This window comes from Streptomyces sp. TP-A0874, assembly GCF_001748085.1.
Taxonomy (GTDB): domain Bacteria; phylum Actinomycetota; class Actinomycetes; order Streptomycetales; family Streptomycetaceae; genus Streptomyces.
The window spans coordinates 16,736-33,378 of the sequence record NZ_BBZK01000017.1 but is presented as its reverse complement, the minus strand read 5'-3'; the positions used below and the strand labels follow the sequence as shown (position 1 = coordinate 33,378).

Below are 16,643 nucleotides of genomic sequence, written 5' to 3'. Positions count from 1 at the left end.
AGAGGAATCCAGCCCCACGAGGGCCGGCCAGTCAAGGGTATGCCGACCCGGGATTTGCATCCGTTACTGATCTGGTAGCCAAGGGCGGCAACTCTCCGTACGCGGCCCTCAATCCTCACCGGCCCGGTTGAGGCCGGATCGTTATGCTCAAGTTCCGCTCAGATCTGGTGACGATGCTTCACCGGGATCACTAAGGTCCCCCCAACCGAGGAGGACGGAGCAAGGCTCGATGACCGCAGTACCGGTGACCAAGGACGTGGCGCCGCAGACGGACGACCTGGTCGTGCTGGCCAGCGTCAACAAGCACTTCGGCGCGCTGCATGTGCTCCAGGACATCGACTTGACCATCAAGCGCGGCGAGGTCGTCGTCGTCATCGGGCCGTCCGGGTCCGGCAAGTCGACACTGTGCCGCACGATCAACCGGCTGGAGACGATCGACTCCGGCTCCATCAGCATTGACGGCAAGCCGCTGCCCCAGGAGGGACGCGAGCTCGCGCGGCTGCGCGCCGATGTCGGCATGGTCTTCCAGTCGTTCAACCTCTTCGCCCACAAGACGGTGCTGGAGAACGTCATGCTGGGCCAGATCAAGGTCCGGCGGAAGGACAAGAAGGCCGCCGAGACCAGGGCCCGCGAGCTGCTCGACCGGGTGGGGGTTGGCACCCAGGCCGCCAAGTACCCGGCGCAGCTGTCCGGTGGCCAGCAGCAGCGCGTGGCGATCGCCCGCGCGCTGGCCATGGACCCGAAGGTGATGCTCTTCGACGAGCCGACCTCGGCGCTCGACCCCGAGATGATCAACGAGGTGCTGGAGGTCATGCAGCAGCTCGCCCGGGACGGCATGACCATGGTCGTCGTCACCCACGAGATGGGTTTCGCACGGTCCGCCGCGAACCGCGTGGTCTTCATGGCGGACGGCCGGATCATCGAAGAGGCGCAGCCCGACCAGTTCTTCAACAACCCCCGCAGCGACCGTGCCAAGGACTTCCTCTCGAAGATCCTCCACCACTGACCGCTGCCGCTCCGGGCTGAACGACGCCCGATGACAGGAAAAGGATGTTTACCGTGAAGATCCGTAGAACTGCCGCGGCCGCCGCCGTGGTCCTGGCCCTGACCGCCGCCGCCACCGCCTGCGGCGGCAAGGAAGGCTCCGCCGGCGACAAGCCCGGCGGCGCCTCGGGCGAGGAGGCCCCCAAGCTTCCCGAGTACTCGGTGGCGAAGGACGTCGACGTGGACTCGCCGGTGGTCAAGGCGGCCCAGAAGCGCGGCAAGATCGTCATCGGCGCCAAGGCCGACCAGCCCTACCTCGGCTTCGAGGACCAGGCGACCAAGGAGCGCTCCGGCTTCGACATCGAGATCGCCAAGATGGTCGCGGCGGACCTCGGCTTCTCCCCCAAGCAGATCGAGTGGAAGACCGTCGACTCCGGTGCCCGTGAGACCGCGGTCGCCAAGGGTGACGTCGATCTGATGATCGGCACCTACACCATGAACGACGAGCGGAAGAAGCAGATCGACTTCGCCGGCCCGTACTACCACGCCGGTGCCTCGCTGCTCGTCCGCAAGGACGAGAAGGAGATCACCGGGCCGGACACGGTCAAGGGCAAGAAGGTCTGCTCCATCGTCGGCTCCACTCCGCTGCAGACCATCAAGCAGCCGAAGTACGGTGCGAAGGTCACCGAACTCGGCAAGTACTCGGACTGCGTCAAGCAGCTCATCGACGGGCAGGTCGACGCCGTCACCACCGACGACGCGATCCTCAAGGGCTACGCCGCCCAGAACCCGAAGAACCTGAAGGTCGTCGGCGACACCTTCAGCGACGAGCCGTACGGCATCGGTCTCAAGAAGGGCGACAAGGCGCTCCAGACCGCCCTGCTGGACTCCCTCGAGGCACACGAGAAGAACGGCGACTACAAGAAGGCCTACGAGGCCACGCTGGGGCTCTCGGGTTCGGACTACATCGAGCCGCCGGCCCTCGAGCGCGACTGACGCCCCTTCTGAGGGCATCCGGGTGCCCGTGCCCCGTACGCAAGCCCCGTACGGGGCACGGCCCCGCTCAAGCGCCGTTCAGGCCCTGTCCGACCGACCGCCGACGCCCGCCCCCGCGGAGACCTCATGAACGTACTGCTCGACAATCTTGCGCTGTTCCGGGAAGGCTTCATCGGCACCGTCACCCTCACCGTGACCAGCGCCCTGCTCGCCTTGGTGCTGGGCGTGGTGATAGCCGGTTTCCGGGTCTCCCCGGTGGCGCCGCTGCGCGCCTTCGGCACAGCCTGGGTGACGCTGCTGCAGAACACTCCGCTGACCCTGCTGTTCCTCGTGGCCTTCTTCGTCGTACCGAGGATCCTCTTCCCGGGAATCAACTCCTTCCTGCTGGCCATGTGTGCCCTGGGCGTCTACACCTCGTCCTTCGTCTGCGAAGCGGTGCGCTCCGGCTTCAACACGGTGCCGATGGGGCAGGCCGAGGCGGCCCGCTCCATCGGGATGAGCTTCATGCAGTCCATGCGGATCGTGGTGGTCCCGCAGGCCACCCGGAGCGTGGTCCCCCCGCTGAGCAGCATCCTCATCGCGCTCACCAAGAACACGGCGATCGCCGGGGCCTTCAACAACGTGGAGCTCTTCAACATCCAGAAGACGCTCAGCAACGACGGCCTGGAGATCGGCCTGATCTTCATCTGGATCACCCTCGCCTACCTGATCATCACCTTCACCATCAGCGGCCTCTTCCGGCTGCTCGAGCGCCGCCTGGAGGTAGCCCGATGAGCGCGAGCGTTCTCTACGACGCGCCGGGCCCCAAGGCCCGGCGGCGCAACCGCCTCTACACGGTCGCCTGCTCCCTGCTCGTCGTGGGGGCGCTGGCGGCGATCGTGGTCCGGCTGATCGCCAAGGGCGAGGTCGCCCCGGCGATGTGGGACATCTTCAACTACTCCGGTATCCGGCAGAACATCCTCGACGGCCTGGTCGCCACGCTCAAGGTGTTCGCGCTCGCCGCCGTGCTCTCACTGGTGCTCGCCGTGGTGCTGGCCGTCGGCAGGCTCTCGGACCACCGCCCGGTGCGCTGGCTGGCCACCGGTTTCGTCGAGTTGTTCCGCTCCATCCCGCTGCTGATCACGATCTTCGCCCTCTGGGTCGGACTCGTCGACACCCTGTGGTCGGACGTGCTCCACCTGCCGGGGAACGTCGAGATGACCCCGATGTGGGCTCTGATCCTCGGTCTGGCCATCTACAACGGCTGTGTGCAGGCCGAGGTGCTGCGGGCCGGCGTCGGCGCGGTTCCCCCGGGCCAGGGAGAAGCCGCCTACGCACTGGGTATGCGGAAGTCGCAGGTCATGGTGACCGTCCTGCTTCCGCAGGCGGTGCGGTCGATGCTGCCGACGATCATCAGCCAACTGGTGGTGACGCTCAAGGACACCTCCCTGGGCTTCATCATCCTCTACCCGGAGCTGCTTCAGACCGCGCGGCTCATCGCCGGTAACACGCTGGTCGACGGGAACTACCCCTACGTCCCGGTGATCATCGTCATCGGCGCGATCTACATCGCGCTCTGCCTCGCCCTGTCCGCGCTCGCCACCTGGATCGAGAAGCGGGGCCGGCGGGCGAAGACGGGAATCGTGGTCGCCGCGGCGGCCGAGCCGGGGGAGGCACCGGGCCTGGTGGAGATGTCGGACACCGCGCCGGCCGCTCCCGTGGCCGCGGGGACCGGCCCCGACGGTGCGGCGGCTTCGGCCGGTGACGGCGGTCGGGGCAGCGGCCCACTCCACAAGGCGGACGCTCCACCCCCGCCCGAGCATCCCAACCCTTGAGGACCTGACCGGAGTTGACTGACGAGGGGGCGGTGGCCTGCGGCCACCGCCCCTCTCACTTGACGAGCGCACCCCCAGTGGATTGCATACGTTCTGTGATCGTCAATCGGGCTTCCGCCGCCAGCTCCCGCCAGACCCGACCGGTCGAGGGGACGGCCTCGTGGACCCGGTGATCGTCGCCGGTGCCGGCCCGGTCGGCCTCAGCACCGCCCTGGCCCTCGCACGGCTGGGCGTTCCCACGGTGCTGCTCGACGAGGGCCCGCAGACCGAGGTGGAGCGCGCCGCCCGCACCACCGTGCTCCGCCCGGAGACCGCGGCGTTCCTGACACGGATCGGCTGCACCGGGCTCTCCGCCGAGGGGACGCACTGGTCGGCCTGGCGAATGCTGCACCGCCGGCAGTCCGTCCGGCATCAGGACCTCGGTACGCGGGCGCCACTCCACCTGCCCCAGCACGCCCTCACCCGCCGACTGCGGGAGGCCCTGGCCGAGCAGAGCCTGGCGGAGGTCGTCCCCGACTGCCGGTTGGACACCCTCGAACAGGATCCGACCGGGGTGTCGGTACTCACCCAGGGCGCCGGCGGCCGCTGGTGGCGCGGCAGTTACCTGATCGGCTGCGACGGGCCGCGGTCGACGGTGCGCAAGCTCCTCAAGGTCCGCTTCCCGGGCCGCACCTCGGTGGAGAGGCAGGCCATCGCCGCGTTGCGGACCGAGCTTCCCTGGCCCGGCGAAGCCGTACTGCACCGCTCGCCACCCGGGGGCGGCGAGGTGCTGGCCCGGTCGTTGCCCGACGGGGTCTGGCGGATCGACTGGTTGGTGCCCTCCCGCGGGGACCTCATCACGCCGGAGGAGTTGCTCGACCGTATCGGCGCGACCCTGGACGGCTGGTGCGGCGCCGCGGGAACGCCGCCCTACGAGTTGCTGGACACCGGCGTCTACACCGTGCACCACCGGCTCGCCCAACGCTGGCGCGTCGGCCGGGCCTTCCTCGCCGGCGACGCCGCCCACCTGCTGGGCTCCCTGGGCACGCAACAGCTCGACGAGGGTTTCAGCGACGTCGCCAACCTGGTCTGGAAGCTCGCCCTCGCCTGGCATCAGGGGGCTTCGGAGCAGCTGCTCGACAGCTACCAGGCGGAGCGCCGGTCGGCGGTGGGCGCCCGACTGCGCGCCACCGACCAGTTGCTGCCGCTGCTCCGTTCCGAAGGCACCTGGCCCGCCGTGCGCCGTTCCCTGCTGCCCGGTGCCGCGCGATCCCAGGAGGATCTCCTCACCGGCGGGCACCTCGGCAGTGGACCGCTCGGGGCGTCGCCGGTCCACGCGGACTCCCCTCTCGTCCCGCCACCGCCCGCCTCCTCGACCTCGGTGGACACCAGCGTGGGCGCCCAGGTGGCGGATGTCGAGGTCATCACCTCCGATGGCTCGGCGGCCCGGCTCCACGACCTGCTGGGCGGTCGGATGCTGGTGCTGCTGATCGCCCCCGGTACTGCCGTCTGGGATCACCGGCACTGGCTGGACGCCGGGCTGATGCCACGGCTCACCGAGGCGGTGACCACACTGCCCGTTCCGGCCGAGTTCCTGGTGGCCGAGAGTTACCCCGGGGCCGCCGCCCACACCGTGCTGCTGATCCGCCCCGACGGGCACCTGGTGACGGCGATGGCCGGCGTCCACCCGTCCCAGCTGCACGAGTGCGCGGACGCGGCACGGGGCGGTGCGGTAAGCCGGGACCCGTGACCGCAGCTGAGGCGGTCGGCCGGAGCTGCGCCCCCGATGCCGGGGGTCCCGGGTGGAGCTGCCGGGCTCCGAAGGACCGAGCGACCTCAGTGGTCGGGGAAGTGCTGGTCCAGCAGCTCGCCGTCCTCCCCCTCCGCCGCCAGCGCCTGCCTGATCACCCGCAGCGCGAGTCCCTCGGGGTAGCCCTTCCGTCCCAGCATGCCCGCCAGTCGCCGCAGCCGCTTCTCCGGCTCCAGGCCACGGGTGGCCCGCAGTTTGCGGTCCACGAGCGCACGGGCGGTGCGCTCCTCCTGCTCGGGATCGAGCTGCCCCACGGCCTGGTCGACGAGGGGCGGCGCCACGCCTCTGCCCCGCAGTTCGCGGGCGAGCGCCCGGCGGGCGAGCCCCCGGCTGTGGTGCCGGGATTCCACCCACGCCTCGGCGAAGGCCGCGTCGTCGATGAGGCCGACCTCCGTGAAGCGTGCCAGCACCGCCTCGGCGGCCTGGCCGGGGATGCCTCGTCGGCGCAGCGCGTCCAGCAGCTGTCCTCGGGTGCGGGGGGACCCGGTGAGCAGCCGCAGGCAGATAGCCCGCGCCTGCTCCTCGGGGCTGCGCGTTGGTCCCTGCCCGGCCCTCGACGTGCAGGGACCAACGCCGTTCTGGGCGAGGTCCGCGGCACCGCCCACAGCGGCGCTCGACTCCTCACTACCGAGCTCGCCGGTGCTCGGCCCTCCGCTGGCGTCCTCGTCGGCGCCGCGGGGTCGTCCGGTCCGCCGCGGCACCGCTAGCTCTTGGCCGCAGCGGCCTTGGAGGCCTTGGTGGCCCGGCTCGCCGCGGCGGGTACCGCCTTGGCCGCGGACGCCGCAACCGCGGGAGCGGCATCCTCCTCGGCCTCCGGCTTGGCATCCGGCTTGACCCCGATGCCCAGCTTCTCCTTGATCTTCGCTTCGACCTCGTCGGCCAGACCGGGGTTGTCCTTGAGGAAGTTGCGGGCGTTCTCCTTGCCCTGGCCCAGCTGATCGCCGCCGTAGGTGTACCAGGCGCCGGACTTGCGGATGAAGCCGTGCTCGACCCCCATGTCGATCAGGCCGCCCTCCCGGCTGATGCCCTGGCCGTAGAGGATGTCGAACTCGGCCTGCTTGAAGGGGGGTGCGACCTTGTTCTTCACGATCTTGCAGCGGGTACGGTTCCCGACCGCCTCGGTGCCGTCCTTCAGCGTCTCGATCCGACGGATGTCGATCCGCACCGAGGCGTAGAACTTCAGCGCCCGACCACCGGTGGTCGTCTCCGGCGAGCCGAACATGACACCGATCTTCTCGCGGAGCTGGTTGATGAAGATCGCGGTGGTCTTCGACTGGTGCAGCGCGCTGGTGATCTTACGCAGCGCCTGACTCATCAGCCGGGCCTGGAGACCGACGTGAGAGTCGCCCATCTCGCCCTCGATCTCGGCCCGCGGCACCAGCGCGGCAACCGAGTCGATGACGATGAGGTCGAGCGCCCCGGAGCGGACCAGCATGTCGACGATCTCCAGCGCCTGCTCACCGTTGTCCGGCTGGGAGAGGATGAGGCTGTCGGTGTCGACTCCGAGCGCCTTGGCGTACTCCGGGTCCAACGCATGCTCGGCGTCCACGAAGGCGACGGTGCCGCCGGCCTTCTGAGCGTTGGCGACGGCGTGCAGGGTGAGGGTCGTCTTACCGGAGGACTCCGGACCGTAGACCTCGACCACCCGGCCGCGCGGCAGCCCTCCCACCCCGAGCGCGACGTCGAGCGCGGTGGAACCGGTGGAAATCACCTCGATGGGATCGTTCGGCCGATCACCGAGGCGCATGACGGCGCCCTTGCCGAATTGCCGTTCAATCTGCGCGAGCGCGGCGTCGAGCGCCTTCTCGCGGTCGGTACCTGCCATGGGCTCCACCCGGTTTGCTTGAGTCGATCGCTTCACGTCCACGACGCTAACGCCTGCCACTGACAACGTGCCCGGGCGCTTGTCGACCTGTGGATAACTCGGCCGCCAACCCATATGAATAGATGTTCGATTTCCTTGTCAAGTCAGCCCGCAGCCCACCCCAGGCGGCGCCACTCAGCCGCCGGGCGGCTCACCGGCCGGTGGCACAGAACACCGTGCGGCAGGCGAGGCCTGGGACATGGACGCAACCGCCAGGCGGGCGGCGGCACCCTGGGAGGGACAGGAAAACGGCTCGGCAGCCGTCCCGGCCACCCTTCAGGTTCGGCGGTATGACCGACACCTGCTTCACCCATCCCCGGCTCGCCGCCCTCTACGACCCGCTCGACCCCGACCGCAGCGATCTCGACGCCTACCTGCGGATGGCGGAGGAGTTCGGCGCCCGCCGGGTGCTGGACATCGGCTGCGGCACAGGGGTGTTCGCTCTGCTCCTGGCGGACCGCGGTCTCGAGGTCGTCGGCGTCGATCCGGCCCTGGCGTCCGTCGAGATCGCGCGGGCCAAACCGGGCGCCGACCGAGCGCGCTGGATCTGCGGCGACGCGACAGACCCGCCGCCGCTCCGGGTCGACCTGGTGACGATGACGGCGAACGTCGCCCAGGCCATCACCGGTCCGGAGAGCTGGCGGCAGACGCTGCGGGGAGCCCACGGAGCGCTCCGGCCCGGCGGGCGCCTCGTCTTCGAGACCCGCGATCCGGCCCGACGCGCCTGGGAGGAGTGGAGCCGCGACAACTCCCACAGCGTGACGGAGGTTCCGGGCGTCGGCGCCGTGGAGAGCTGGGTCCGGGTGATCGACGTGAGCGGGCCACTGGTGACGTTCCGCTGGACCTACGTCTTCGCCGCGGACGGCGAGGTGCTGACCTCGGATTCGACGTTGCGCTTCCGGGAGCGGGACGAGGTCGAGCGGGATCTCGTCGAGCAGGGCTACGTGGTGGACGAGGTACGCGACGCGCCCGACCGACCGGGGAGGGAGCTCGTCTTCCTGGCACGACGCCCGTGATCGCGGCGGCCCCGACCGCTGGTCGGGGCTCAGCGCCTCTCGGGCGGTACGTCCACCGCCACGCAGACCGCGCGCCACACGTCCTTGGCGTCCCACCCGGCGTCCAGCGCCTCGTACACGGTCCGTCCCCCCAGCTCGGACATCACGTGGTCCCGGGCGAAGGAGTCGGCATAGCCCTCGCCGAAGTGCTCCGCCATTCGCTGCCAGAAGTCGGTCAACCGCATGCAACCAGTATCCCGCCGGAGGACGGCTGACCTGAACAGCGCGGGGGCGTGACCGGACGACCGCCGCGCCCCCTTTCGCTCACCCGAGGAAGGCCCGCGCCCCGGCGGTCACCGCGACCGCCACCCCGATCACCACGAGGAAGGGAGCGCGCAGCAGCAAGGCCAACCCGGCCGCCCCCACCCCGAGCGCCCGCGCGTCCAGCGTCAACCGCCCGCCGTCCCCGAAGGCCTGCTCGGCGGTGAGCGCGGCCAGCAGCGCGATGGGCAGCAGCGCCGCCAGCCTCTTGACCGCCGGCCGCTCAAGCGCCCCGGCGGGCACGGACAGTCCCAGGAACTTCACCAGATAGCAGCCGACGGCGGTGACGCCGATGGCGATCCAGACGTTCAACGGGACCTCTCCTTCTGCTCCTCTTCGCCGGACCGCGCGGGCTCCTCCGCCGCACCGGAGGGCGCCTCGTCCTCCGCGCCCGAACTCCCGGGGACCAGGAGGCGGCGGGCGGCGAGCACCGCGGGTGCGGCGAGCGCCGACACCAGCACCGGTGCCCCGGCCGGCAGCAGCACCACGCCGACCAGCGCGAACACCACGGCGAGCCCGGCCACCGCGCGTTCGACACCGCTGCGGAGCATGGGGGAGAGCAGGGCGAGGAAGACCGCGGGGCTCGCCGCGTCCAGCCCCCAGGCGCGGGGGTCTCCGAGCGCCGCCGCGCCGAGCGCCCCGAGCAGGGTGGTCAGATTCCACAGCACGTACACCGTGATGCCCGTGACGGTGAACCCGATCCTGGCCCGCCGGGTGCTGTCCTGGGCCAGCGCGACCACGGACGTCTCGTCGATGACCCACTGCGCCGCGAACGGGCGGATCGCGCGGGGCAGCCGGAGCAACTGCGACAGCCGCAGGCCGTAGAAGGCGTTCCGCACACCGAGGAAGAACGCGCCGGCGGCCGCGGTGAACGGGTTCCCGCCCGCGGCCAGCGCACCGGCGAGAGCGAACTGGGAGGCGCCGGTGAACACCAGCAGGCTCAGCACGCAGCTCTGCAGGACGGTGAGCCCGGCGCCCACCGCCGTCACACCGAAAGCGAAGCCCGAGAGCCCGACGGCGACCCCGACGCCGAGCGCGTCCCGCGCCACCGCGGCGTCCGCTCCGGAGAGCGAGCGGACCGATACCCGTCCCAAACCCGGAAGGCCCCGCCCGCCACTCCTGCCTCTCACACCACTTCGCGCTCTCACAACAGACACGCTACGAGCAGCCGCCCACCGGCCGCTCTCCGCCCGGCGAAGATCTCACTGGTCGGAACGCCGCCGCCCCCGCTGCCTGCACGTTGTCAGTGTCCGGGTGCACGATGGGAAGCATGTCGGAGCGACCGGACTCGGCCCTCAGCAGCTTCTCCCCGGCGACCCGCGCCTGGTTCACCGGGGCGTTCAGCGAGCCCACCGCCGCCCAGGAGGGGGCCTGGCAGGCGATCGGCGAGGGCTCGGACGTACTGGTGGTCGCCCCCACCGGCTCCGGCAAGACCCTGGCCGCCTTCCTCGCCGCCCTGGACCGGTTGGCGAGCACACCGCCACCGGCCGAACCCAAGCGGCGCTGCCGGGTGCTGTACGTCTCCCCGCTGAAGGCCCTCGCCGTGGATGTCGAGCGGAACCTCCGCAGTCCGCTCACCGGCGTCCGGCAGGAGTCCGTCCGCCTCGGGCTGCCCGAACCGGAGATCCGGGTCGCCATCCGCTCCGGCGACACCCCGGCCGCGGAGCGCCGCTCCATCACCAACCGCCCGCCGGACATCCTGATCACCACCCCCGAGTCGCTCTTCCTGATGCTGACCTCGTCGGCTCGGGAGGCCCTGGCCGGGGTGGAGACGGTGATCCTCGACGAGGTACACGCCGTGGCCGGCACCAAACGGGGCGCCCACCTGGCCCTCTCCCTGGAGCGGCTGGACGAGCTGCTGCCCCGTCCGGCCCGGCGCATCGGGCTGTCGGCCACCGTACGCCCGGTGGAGGAGGTCGCCCGCTTCCTCTCGCCGCAGCGCGGGGCGAGGATCGTGCAACCGCCCTCCGCGAAGGAGTTCGACCTTTCGGTGGTGGTCCCGGTCGAGGACCTCGGCGAGTTGGGCGGGGCCCCGGCGCGGGACGCCGACTCCGAGGCCGTCCGGCGGCCGTCGATCTGGCCCCACGTCGAGGAGCGGATCACCGATCTGGTGCGGTCCCACCGCTCCACGATCGTCTTCGCCAACTCCCGGCGGCTGGCCGAGCGGCTGTGCAACCGGCTGAACGAGATCGGCTACGAGCGCGCCACCGGCGAGCCGCTGCCGGAGGACCACTCGCCTGCCGAGCTGATGGGCGGTTCGGGCGCCGCCTCGGGGGCCCCCGCGCTGCTCGCCCGGGCCCACCACGGATCGGTCTCCAAGGAGCAGCGCGCCCAGGTGGAGGAGGAGCTCAAGGCCGGCCGGCTGCCGGCCGTCGTCGCCACCTCCAGCCTGGAGCTGGGCATCGACATGGGCGCCGTCGACCTGGTGGTGCAGGTCGAGTCGCCGCCCTCGGTCGCCTCCGGGCTCCAGCGGGTGGGCCGGGCCGGGCACCAGGTCGGTGCCGTCTCCACCGGGGTGGTCTTCCCCAAGTACCGGGGGGACCTGGTCCAGGCCGCGGTGGTCACCGAGCGGATGCGTTCTGGCGCGATCGAGGCGCTGAAGGTCCCGGCGAACCCGCTGGACGTGCTGGCCCAGCAAATCGTCGCGATGGCCGCGATGGACGTCTGGGACGTGGCGGAACTGCTGGCGCTGGTGCGGCGGGCCGCACCCTTCGCCGGGCTGCCGGAGTCGGCCTTCACCGGTGTGCTGGACATGCTGGCCGGCCGCTACCCCTCGGACGCCTTCGCGGAGCTGCGCCCGCGCCTCGTCTGGGACCGGGTGGCCGACACCGTCTCGGGTCGGCCGGGGGCCCAGCGGCTCGCGGTCACCTCGGGCGGCACCATCCCGGACCGCGGCCTGTTCGGGGTGTTCCTCGCCGGCGCCGACCCCAAGAAGGGCGGTGGCCGGGTCGGCGAGCTCGACGAGGAGATGGTCTACGAGTCCCGGGTGGGCGACGTCTTCACCCTCGGCACCACCAGCTGGCGGATCGAGGACATCACCCGGGACCGGGTGCTGGTCACGCCTGCCCCGGGGGTGCCCGGTCGGCTGCCGTTCTGGAAGGGCGACCAGCTCGGCCGCCCACTGGAGCTCGGCCGCGCGGTGGGCGGCTTCCTGCGGGAGATCGGCGCCCTCCCGGCGGAGGACGCCCGACTCCGACTGCTCGCCACCGGCCTGGACGCCTGGGCGTCGGACAACCTCCTCGCCTACCTCGAGGAGCAGCGGCGCGCCTGCGGCCACGTCCCGGACGACCGGACCATCGTCGTCGAACGCTTCCGGGACGAACTCGGTGACTGGCGGGTAGTCGTCCACTCCCCCTTCGGCGCCCAGGTACACGCCCCCTGGGCGCTGGCGGTCGGGGCCCGGCTCGCGGAGCGGTTCGGCGTGGAGGCCCAGGTCATGCACGCCGACGACGGCATCGTGCTGCGGCTGCCGGACACCGAGCTGATGGGCCTGGACCTGCTCGACGTGGACACCCCCGAACACGATCCCGAGCGCTCCCCGGTCGGGGCCGACGACGTCGTGTTCGACAAGGGCGAGGTGGAGAGCGTCGTCACCGACCAGGTCGGCGGTTCGGCGCTGTTCGCCGCCCGCTTCCGCGAGTGCGCCGCCCGGGCCCTCCTGCTGCCCCGCCGCGATCCCCGGCGGCGCACACCGCTGTGGCAGCAGCGGCAGCGAGCGTCCCAGCTCCTGCAGGTGGCGAGCGAGTTCGGCTCCTTCCCGATCATCCTCGAAGCGGTCCGGGAGTGCCTCCAGGACGTCTTCGACGTCCCGGGGCTGCGTGAGCTGATGGGTGACATCGAGGCCCGCCGGGTCCGCCTGGTGGAGGTCACCACCCCCGAGCCCTCGCCGTTCGCCCGCTCGCTGCTCTTCGGCTACGTCGCCCAGTACCTCTACGAGGGCGACTCGCCCCTCGCCGAACGCCGGGCCGCCGCGCTCTCCCTGGACTCCCGGTTGCTGGCCGAGCTGCTGGGCCAGGCGGAGCTGCGGGAGCTGCTGGACGCCGAGGTGCTGACGGAGTTGGAGCGCGAACTCCAGTGGCGCACCGAGGACCGCAGGGTGAAGGACGCCGAAGGCGTGGCCGATCTGCTACGCCTCCTCGGCCCGCTCACCGGGGCGGAGCTGGCCGACCGCGGCGCGCAGCCCGGCTGGGCCACCGAGCTGGCGGAGGCCCGGCGAGCCATCCGGGTTCGGATCGCCGGCGCCGAGCACTGGGCGGCGGTCGAGGACGCGGGACGGCTGCGGGACGCCCTGGGCACCGCCCTGCCGGTCGGTGTTCCGGAGGCGTTCACCGAACCGGTCAAGGACCCGCTCGGCGACCTCCTCGCCCGCTACGCCCGCACCCACGGCCCCTTCACCTCCGCTGTCGCGGCGGAGCGGTTCGGACTGGGCGTGGCGGTCACCGAGGGCGCACTCCAGCGGCTCGCCTCGGCCGGCCGGGTGGTCCAGGGCGAGTTCCATCCCGCCGGAGCGGGGCAGGAGTGGTGCGACAGCTCGGTACTGCGGCGGCTGCGCCGCCGGTCGCTGGCCTCGCTCCGCCAAGAGCTGGAACCGGTGCCGCCCGCCGTCCTCGGCTCCTTCCTCCCCCAGTGGCAGCACGTCACCGACCGCGGCCTGCGCGGGGTCGACGGCCTGGCACGCGCCGTGGAGCAGTTGCAGGGTGCCCCGGTGCCCGCCTCCGCCCTGGAGCGGCTGGTGCTCCCCTCCCGGGTCGCCGACTACTCCCCCGGTCTCCTGGACGAGCTGACCAGCGCGGGGGAGGTCGTCTGGGCGGGTGCCGGCGCGCTCCCGGGCAAGGACGGCTGGGTGACGCTGTTCCTCACGGAGGCCGCGCCGCTGCTGCTCCCCGAACCGCACCCGCTGGAACTCACACCGGTCCACCAGGCGGTGCTCAACTCGCTCTCCGGCGGCTACGGGCTGTTCTTCCACCAGATCGCCGAGCAGGTCAGGATCAGCGAACCGGACTGCGCCGACGCCCAACTGGCCGCGGCGGTCTGGGACCTCGCCTGGGCCGGCCTGTTGACCAACGACACCCTGTCGCCACTGCGCTCGCTCCTGGGATCGGGCCGTACGGCCGGGGCCACCGCCCACCGGGCCAAGCGGTCGGTTCCGCGGGGGCGCTACGGCTCACTCGCCAGGCCCTCGCTCCGCCCCACCGCTTCACGCAGCGGCCCGCCGACCGTCGCCGGCCGGTGGTCGCTGCTGCCCCAGCGGGAGACCGAACCGACGCACCGGGCGCACGCCCTCGCTCACACCCTGCTGGACCGGCACGGAGTGGTCACCCGGGGGGCGGTGGCCGCCGAGGGGGTGGCGGGAGGCTTCTCGGCCGCCTACCGGGTGCTGTCCGCCTTCGAGGAGACGGGGCAGGCCCGGCGGGGCTATGTGGTGGAGGGGCTGGGGGCCGCGCAGTTCGCCATGGAAGGAGCCGTCGACCGGCTCCGGGCGTCGAACACCGCCCGGGAGCGCGAGGGCTCCGCGGCCCTTTCCCCGTTCCCGGGGCTACCGCCCTCGGCTCGCCAGTCACGGGCGGTCCTGCTCGCCGCCGCCGATCCGGCGAACGCCTACGGCGCCGCCCTCCCCTGGCCGGAGCCGCCGCCGGGCACCGCTCAGCGCCCCGGCCGGAAGGCGGGAGCCTTGGTGGTGCTGGTCGACGGCGAGTTGGTGCTCTACCTCGAGCGGGGCGGGAAGACCCTGCTGTGCTGGTCAGAGACCGGCGAGTCCGGCGGTGACACCAGCGTCGCACCAGCTGTGGAGGCTCTGGCCCAGGCGGCCACCCGGGGGGAGCTCGGCACCATCACGGTGGAGCGGGTCAACGGCGCTGCCGCCCTCTCCTCTCCGCTGGGTCCGGCGCTGGAGACCGCCGGCTTCCACGCCACCCCCCGGGGCATGCGCCTCCGCGCCGCCTGAGTCAGCGCTCCCCTGCCCGCCTGGGAGCGCTCCGCCCACCGTAGTAGGGCGGGCGGAGGCATCATGGCCACATGCCCGAGGGAGACACGGTCTGGCGGACGGCCCACGGTCTGCACCTGGCGCTCGCCGGCGAGCGCCTCACCGGCTGCGAGCTGCGGACACCCCGGCTCGCCACGGCGGACCTCACCGGCCGAGTCGTCAACGAGGTGGTCGCTCGCGGCAAACACCTGATGCTCCGCGTCGACGGCCCCCTGACTCTCCACTCGCATCTGGGGATGGACGGCGCCTGGCGGCTCTACGCCGCGGGGGAGCGGTTCCGCGGCGGGCCCGGCCACCAGATCCGGGCGATTCTCTCCACGGCCTCACGCACCGCCGTCGGCTACCGGCTGGCCGCGCTCGACCTGATGCGTTCCCAGGACGAGGACCGGCTCGTTGGCCACCTCGGTCCTGATCTGCTGGGGCCTGACTGGGACCCCGAGGAGGCACGGCGTCTGCTGCTCACGGCTCCGACCCGACCACTCGGCGAAGCCCTCCTCGACCAGCGGAACCTGGCCGGTATCGGCAACGTCTACAAGTCCGAGCTCTGCTTCCTGATCGGCGTCACGCCCTGGCTGCCGGTCGGCGAGACCCCGTCTCTCGAGCGTCTCGTCGACCTCGGGGAGAAGCTGCTCAGAGCCAACCGGGGGCGTTGGGACCGGGTCACCACACCGAGCCCCCACCCCGGTCAGCGGCTCTGGGTGTACGGGAGGAACGGCCGCCCCTGCCTGCGCTGCGGTGCGGCCGTACGGCGCTCCGGCGGCCAGGGGCCGGTCGGCGAGGAGCGGGTCACCTACTGGTGCCCCGGCTGCCAGCGAGGTCCCGGCCCGCCCGTCGGCAGGCCGAGCCCTTCCGCACGGTCGGGGTGACGGCCGCGGAGGTCAGGGCTGGGAGAGCGCGGGTCGGGATCAACCGGTGCGTTCCGGGGACCGGGGTCCTGTCCGGCTCTCTCCGCCCGGGCGCGGGGCGCAGTGGACGGGTATCAGGCCGAGTCCCCACCCTCCGGCGGCCAGCGCCGCCTCCCAGGTCGCCACCGCGGCCGGCTCGACGGCCCACCGCAGCGTGGTCCACCAGCACAGAACCGCAGCGGTCGGCATCACCGTCCAGCGGAGCGCGTCGGGCCACCGTATGTCACACCTCGCCATGGTCGCCTCCTTCACGGGTCCAGAGGTCTTCCGGAGCGATCCGGCGCCACCGCCTGGTCGAGCCGCCGCTCGTGGCCGACCCGGCTCGTTCGGCCGGGCCTCCCGGGCAGGCACCGGCGCTCGGCCTCCGCGCGTCATCGGACCACAGAGATCCGAGTTCCCCGTGCTCCTCCGGGCAATCCTCTCGGTCACGACTCGTCAGCCGAGCGTGCTCAGGGGGCCGCCGGCCGCCTTTCCGCAACGGTCCGTGATTCCGGTCACAACCAGCCCGGAAACAGCACCGTCACGACTGGCGCAGGGGCACTGGGACGCAGCTGAGCCCCGGGCGGTGGTCACCCGCCCGGGGCTCAGATCAGCCACGCCGGCTGTAACGTCAGGCCGCCACGACGTCCACGGCTTCCGCAGGAGCCTTGATCGTCATGCGCTCCTCGGGCACACCCGTCACGGATGTCACGGAAACCGGGTTCAGCATCGGACGCACCGGGACGGGTACGGTCTCACTCGTCGCCGACTGCGCCAGTTCGGCGAGCGACAGTTCATCGCTCACCTCACGCATGACCTCGGACATCCGCACCTCCAGCGCATCGCAGATGGCGGAGAGCAACTCGGAGGACGCCTCTTTCTGCCCCCGCTCGACTTCCGAAAGATAGCCGAGGGAGACCCGCGCCGACGAGGAGACTTCGCGCAGGGTCCGCCCCTGGCGCTGGCGCTGCCGACGCAGCACGTCACCCAGCAGGCGACGGAGCAGAATCATC

At 71.9% G+C, this 16,643-nt stretch carries 15 protein-coding genes; 8 read left to right on the top strand and 7 right to left on the bottom strand.

Annotation, left to right across the window (positions count from 1 at the left end; genetic code table 11):
• Positions 1 to 229 precede the first annotated feature (229 nt).
• From BGP73_RS21675 to BGP73_RS21655, 5 genes are all read left to right on the top strand, one after another.
• Positions 230 to 1,006 (top strand): amino acid ABC transporter ATP-binding protein, encoded by a 777-nt coding sequence (locus BGP73_RS21675; RefSeq protein WP_069817569.1) that lies wholly within the window; start codon positions 230 to 232, stop codon positions 1,004 to 1,006.
• A gap of 53 nt (positions 1,007 to 1,059) precedes the next feature.
• On the top strand, positions 1,060 to 1,980 hold the full coding sequence (locus BGP73_RS21670; RefSeq protein ID WP_069817566.1) for a glutamate ABC transporter substrate-binding protein: 921 nt from the start codon (positions 1,060 to 1,062) through the stop codon (positions 1,978 to 1,980).
• A 126-nt stretch (positions 1,981 to 2,106) separates the two neighbouring features.
• Positions 2,107 to 2,754, top strand: a complete 648-nt coding sequence (locus tag BGP73_RS21665) for an amino acid ABC transporter permease (RefSeq protein WP_069817563.1) — start codon at positions 2,107 to 2,109, stop codon at positions 2,752 to 2,754.
• Positions 2,751 to 3,794 carry an amino acid ABC transporter permease gene (locus BGP73_RS21660; protein ID WP_069817561.1) on the top strand — a complete coding sequence of 348 codons (1,044 nt, stop codon included), beginning with the start codon at positions 2,751 to 2,753 and terminating at the stop codon, positions 3,792 to 3,794. Before BGP73_RS21665 ends, BGP73_RS21660 begins: the two co-directional genes overlap by 4 nt.
• 160 nt (positions 3,795 to 3,954) lie before the next feature.
• Positions 3,955 to 5,523 (top strand): FAD-dependent monooxygenase, encoded by a 1,569-nt coding sequence (locus BGP73_RS21655; RefSeq protein ID WP_069817559.1) that lies wholly within the window; start codon positions 3,955 to 3,957, stop codon positions 5,521 to 5,523.
• A gap of 86 nt (positions 5,524 to 5,609) precedes the next feature.
• Here the strand turns inward: BGP73_RS21655 and recX are convergent, their stop codons facing one another.
• The gene (gene recX / locus BGP73_RS21650) at positions 5,610 to 6,188 is read right to left on the bottom strand and encodes a recombination regulator RecX (protein WP_069817572.1); all 579 of its coding nucleotides are present in this window, start codon (positions 6,186 to 6,188) and stop codon (positions 5,610 to 5,612) included.
• Positions 6,189 to 6,286: 98 nt separating this feature from the next.
• Complete coding sequence (gene recA, locus BGP73_RS21645; protein WP_069817557.1) at positions 6,287 to 7,408, bottom strand: recombinase RecA; 1,122 nt, start codon at positions 7,406 to 7,408, stop codon at positions 6,287 to 6,289.
• 329 nt (positions 7,409 to 7,737) lie between these two features.
• Here recA and BGP73_RS21640 point away from each other — a divergent pair, with 329 nt between their 5' ends.
• A complete protein-coding gene (locus BGP73_RS21640) occupies positions 7,738 to 8,463 on the top strand; it encodes a class I SAM-dependent methyltransferase (protein ID WP_069817555.1) in 726 nt (241 codons plus the stop codon).
• 29 nt (positions 8,464 to 8,492) lie between these two features.
• Here the strand turns inward: BGP73_RS21640 and BGP73_RS21635 are convergent, their stop codons facing one another.
• The 3 genes from BGP73_RS21635 to BGP73_RS21625 all read right to left on the bottom strand — a co-directional run bounded on the left by BGP73_RS21635 (position 8,493) and on the right by BGP73_RS21625 (position 9,857).
• Positions 8,493 to 8,687, bottom strand: a complete 195-nt coding sequence (locus BGP73_RS21635; RefSeq protein WP_069817553.1) for a DUF3046 domain-containing protein — start codon at positions 8,685 to 8,687, stop codon at positions 8,493 to 8,495.
• A 79-nt stretch (positions 8,688 to 8,766) separates the two neighbouring features.
• Positions 8,767 to 9,075: an AzlD domain-containing protein gene (locus BGP73_RS21630; RefSeq protein ID WP_069817551.1), complete on the bottom strand. Its 309-nt coding sequence runs from the start codon at positions 9,073 to 9,075 to the stop codon at positions 8,767 to 8,769.
• Positions 9,072 to 9,857: an AzlC family ABC transporter permease gene (locus BGP73_RS21625; RefSeq protein WP_069817548.1), complete on the bottom strand. Its 786-nt coding sequence runs from the start codon at positions 9,855 to 9,857 to the stop codon at positions 9,072 to 9,074. The genes BGP73_RS21630 and BGP73_RS21625 overlap by 4 nt, the downstream gene beginning before the upstream one ends.
• Before the next feature lie 176 nt (positions 9,858 to 10,033).
• Here BGP73_RS21625 and BGP73_RS21620 point away from each other — a divergent pair, with 176 nt between their 5' ends.
• Positions 10,034 to 14,707: an ATP-dependent helicase gene (locus BGP73_RS21620; RefSeq protein WP_069817547.1), complete on the top strand. Its 4,674-nt coding sequence runs from the start codon at positions 10,034 to 10,036 to the stop codon at positions 14,705 to 14,707.
• A 71-nt stretch (positions 14,708 to 14,778) separates the two neighbouring features.
• Complete coding sequence (locus BGP73_RS21615; protein ID WP_069817539.1) at positions 14,779 to 15,612, top strand: DNA-formamidopyrimidine glycosylase family protein; 834 nt, start codon at positions 14,779 to 14,781, stop codon at positions 15,610 to 15,612.
• A 39-nt stretch (positions 15,613 to 15,651) separates the two neighbouring features.
• On the opposite strand, the gene BGP73_RS21610 is transcribed toward BGP73_RS21615, so the two are convergent.
• Together BGP73_RS21610 and BGP73_RS21605 are read right to left on the bottom strand one after the other, a co-directional pair.
• Complete coding sequence (locus tag BGP73_RS21610) at positions 15,652 to 15,888, bottom strand: hypothetical protein (RefSeq protein WP_139134597.1); 237 nt, start codon at positions 15,886 to 15,888, stop codon at positions 15,652 to 15,654.
• A 373-nt stretch (positions 15,889 to 16,261) separates the two neighbouring features.
• Positions 16,262 to 16,642, bottom strand: coding sequence for a helix-turn-helix domain-containing protein (locus BGP73_RS21605; RefSeq protein ID WP_069817535.1), 381 nt, complete (start codon positions 16,640 to 16,642; stop codon positions 16,262 to 16,264).
• Position 16,643: the final 1 nt, after the last annotated feature.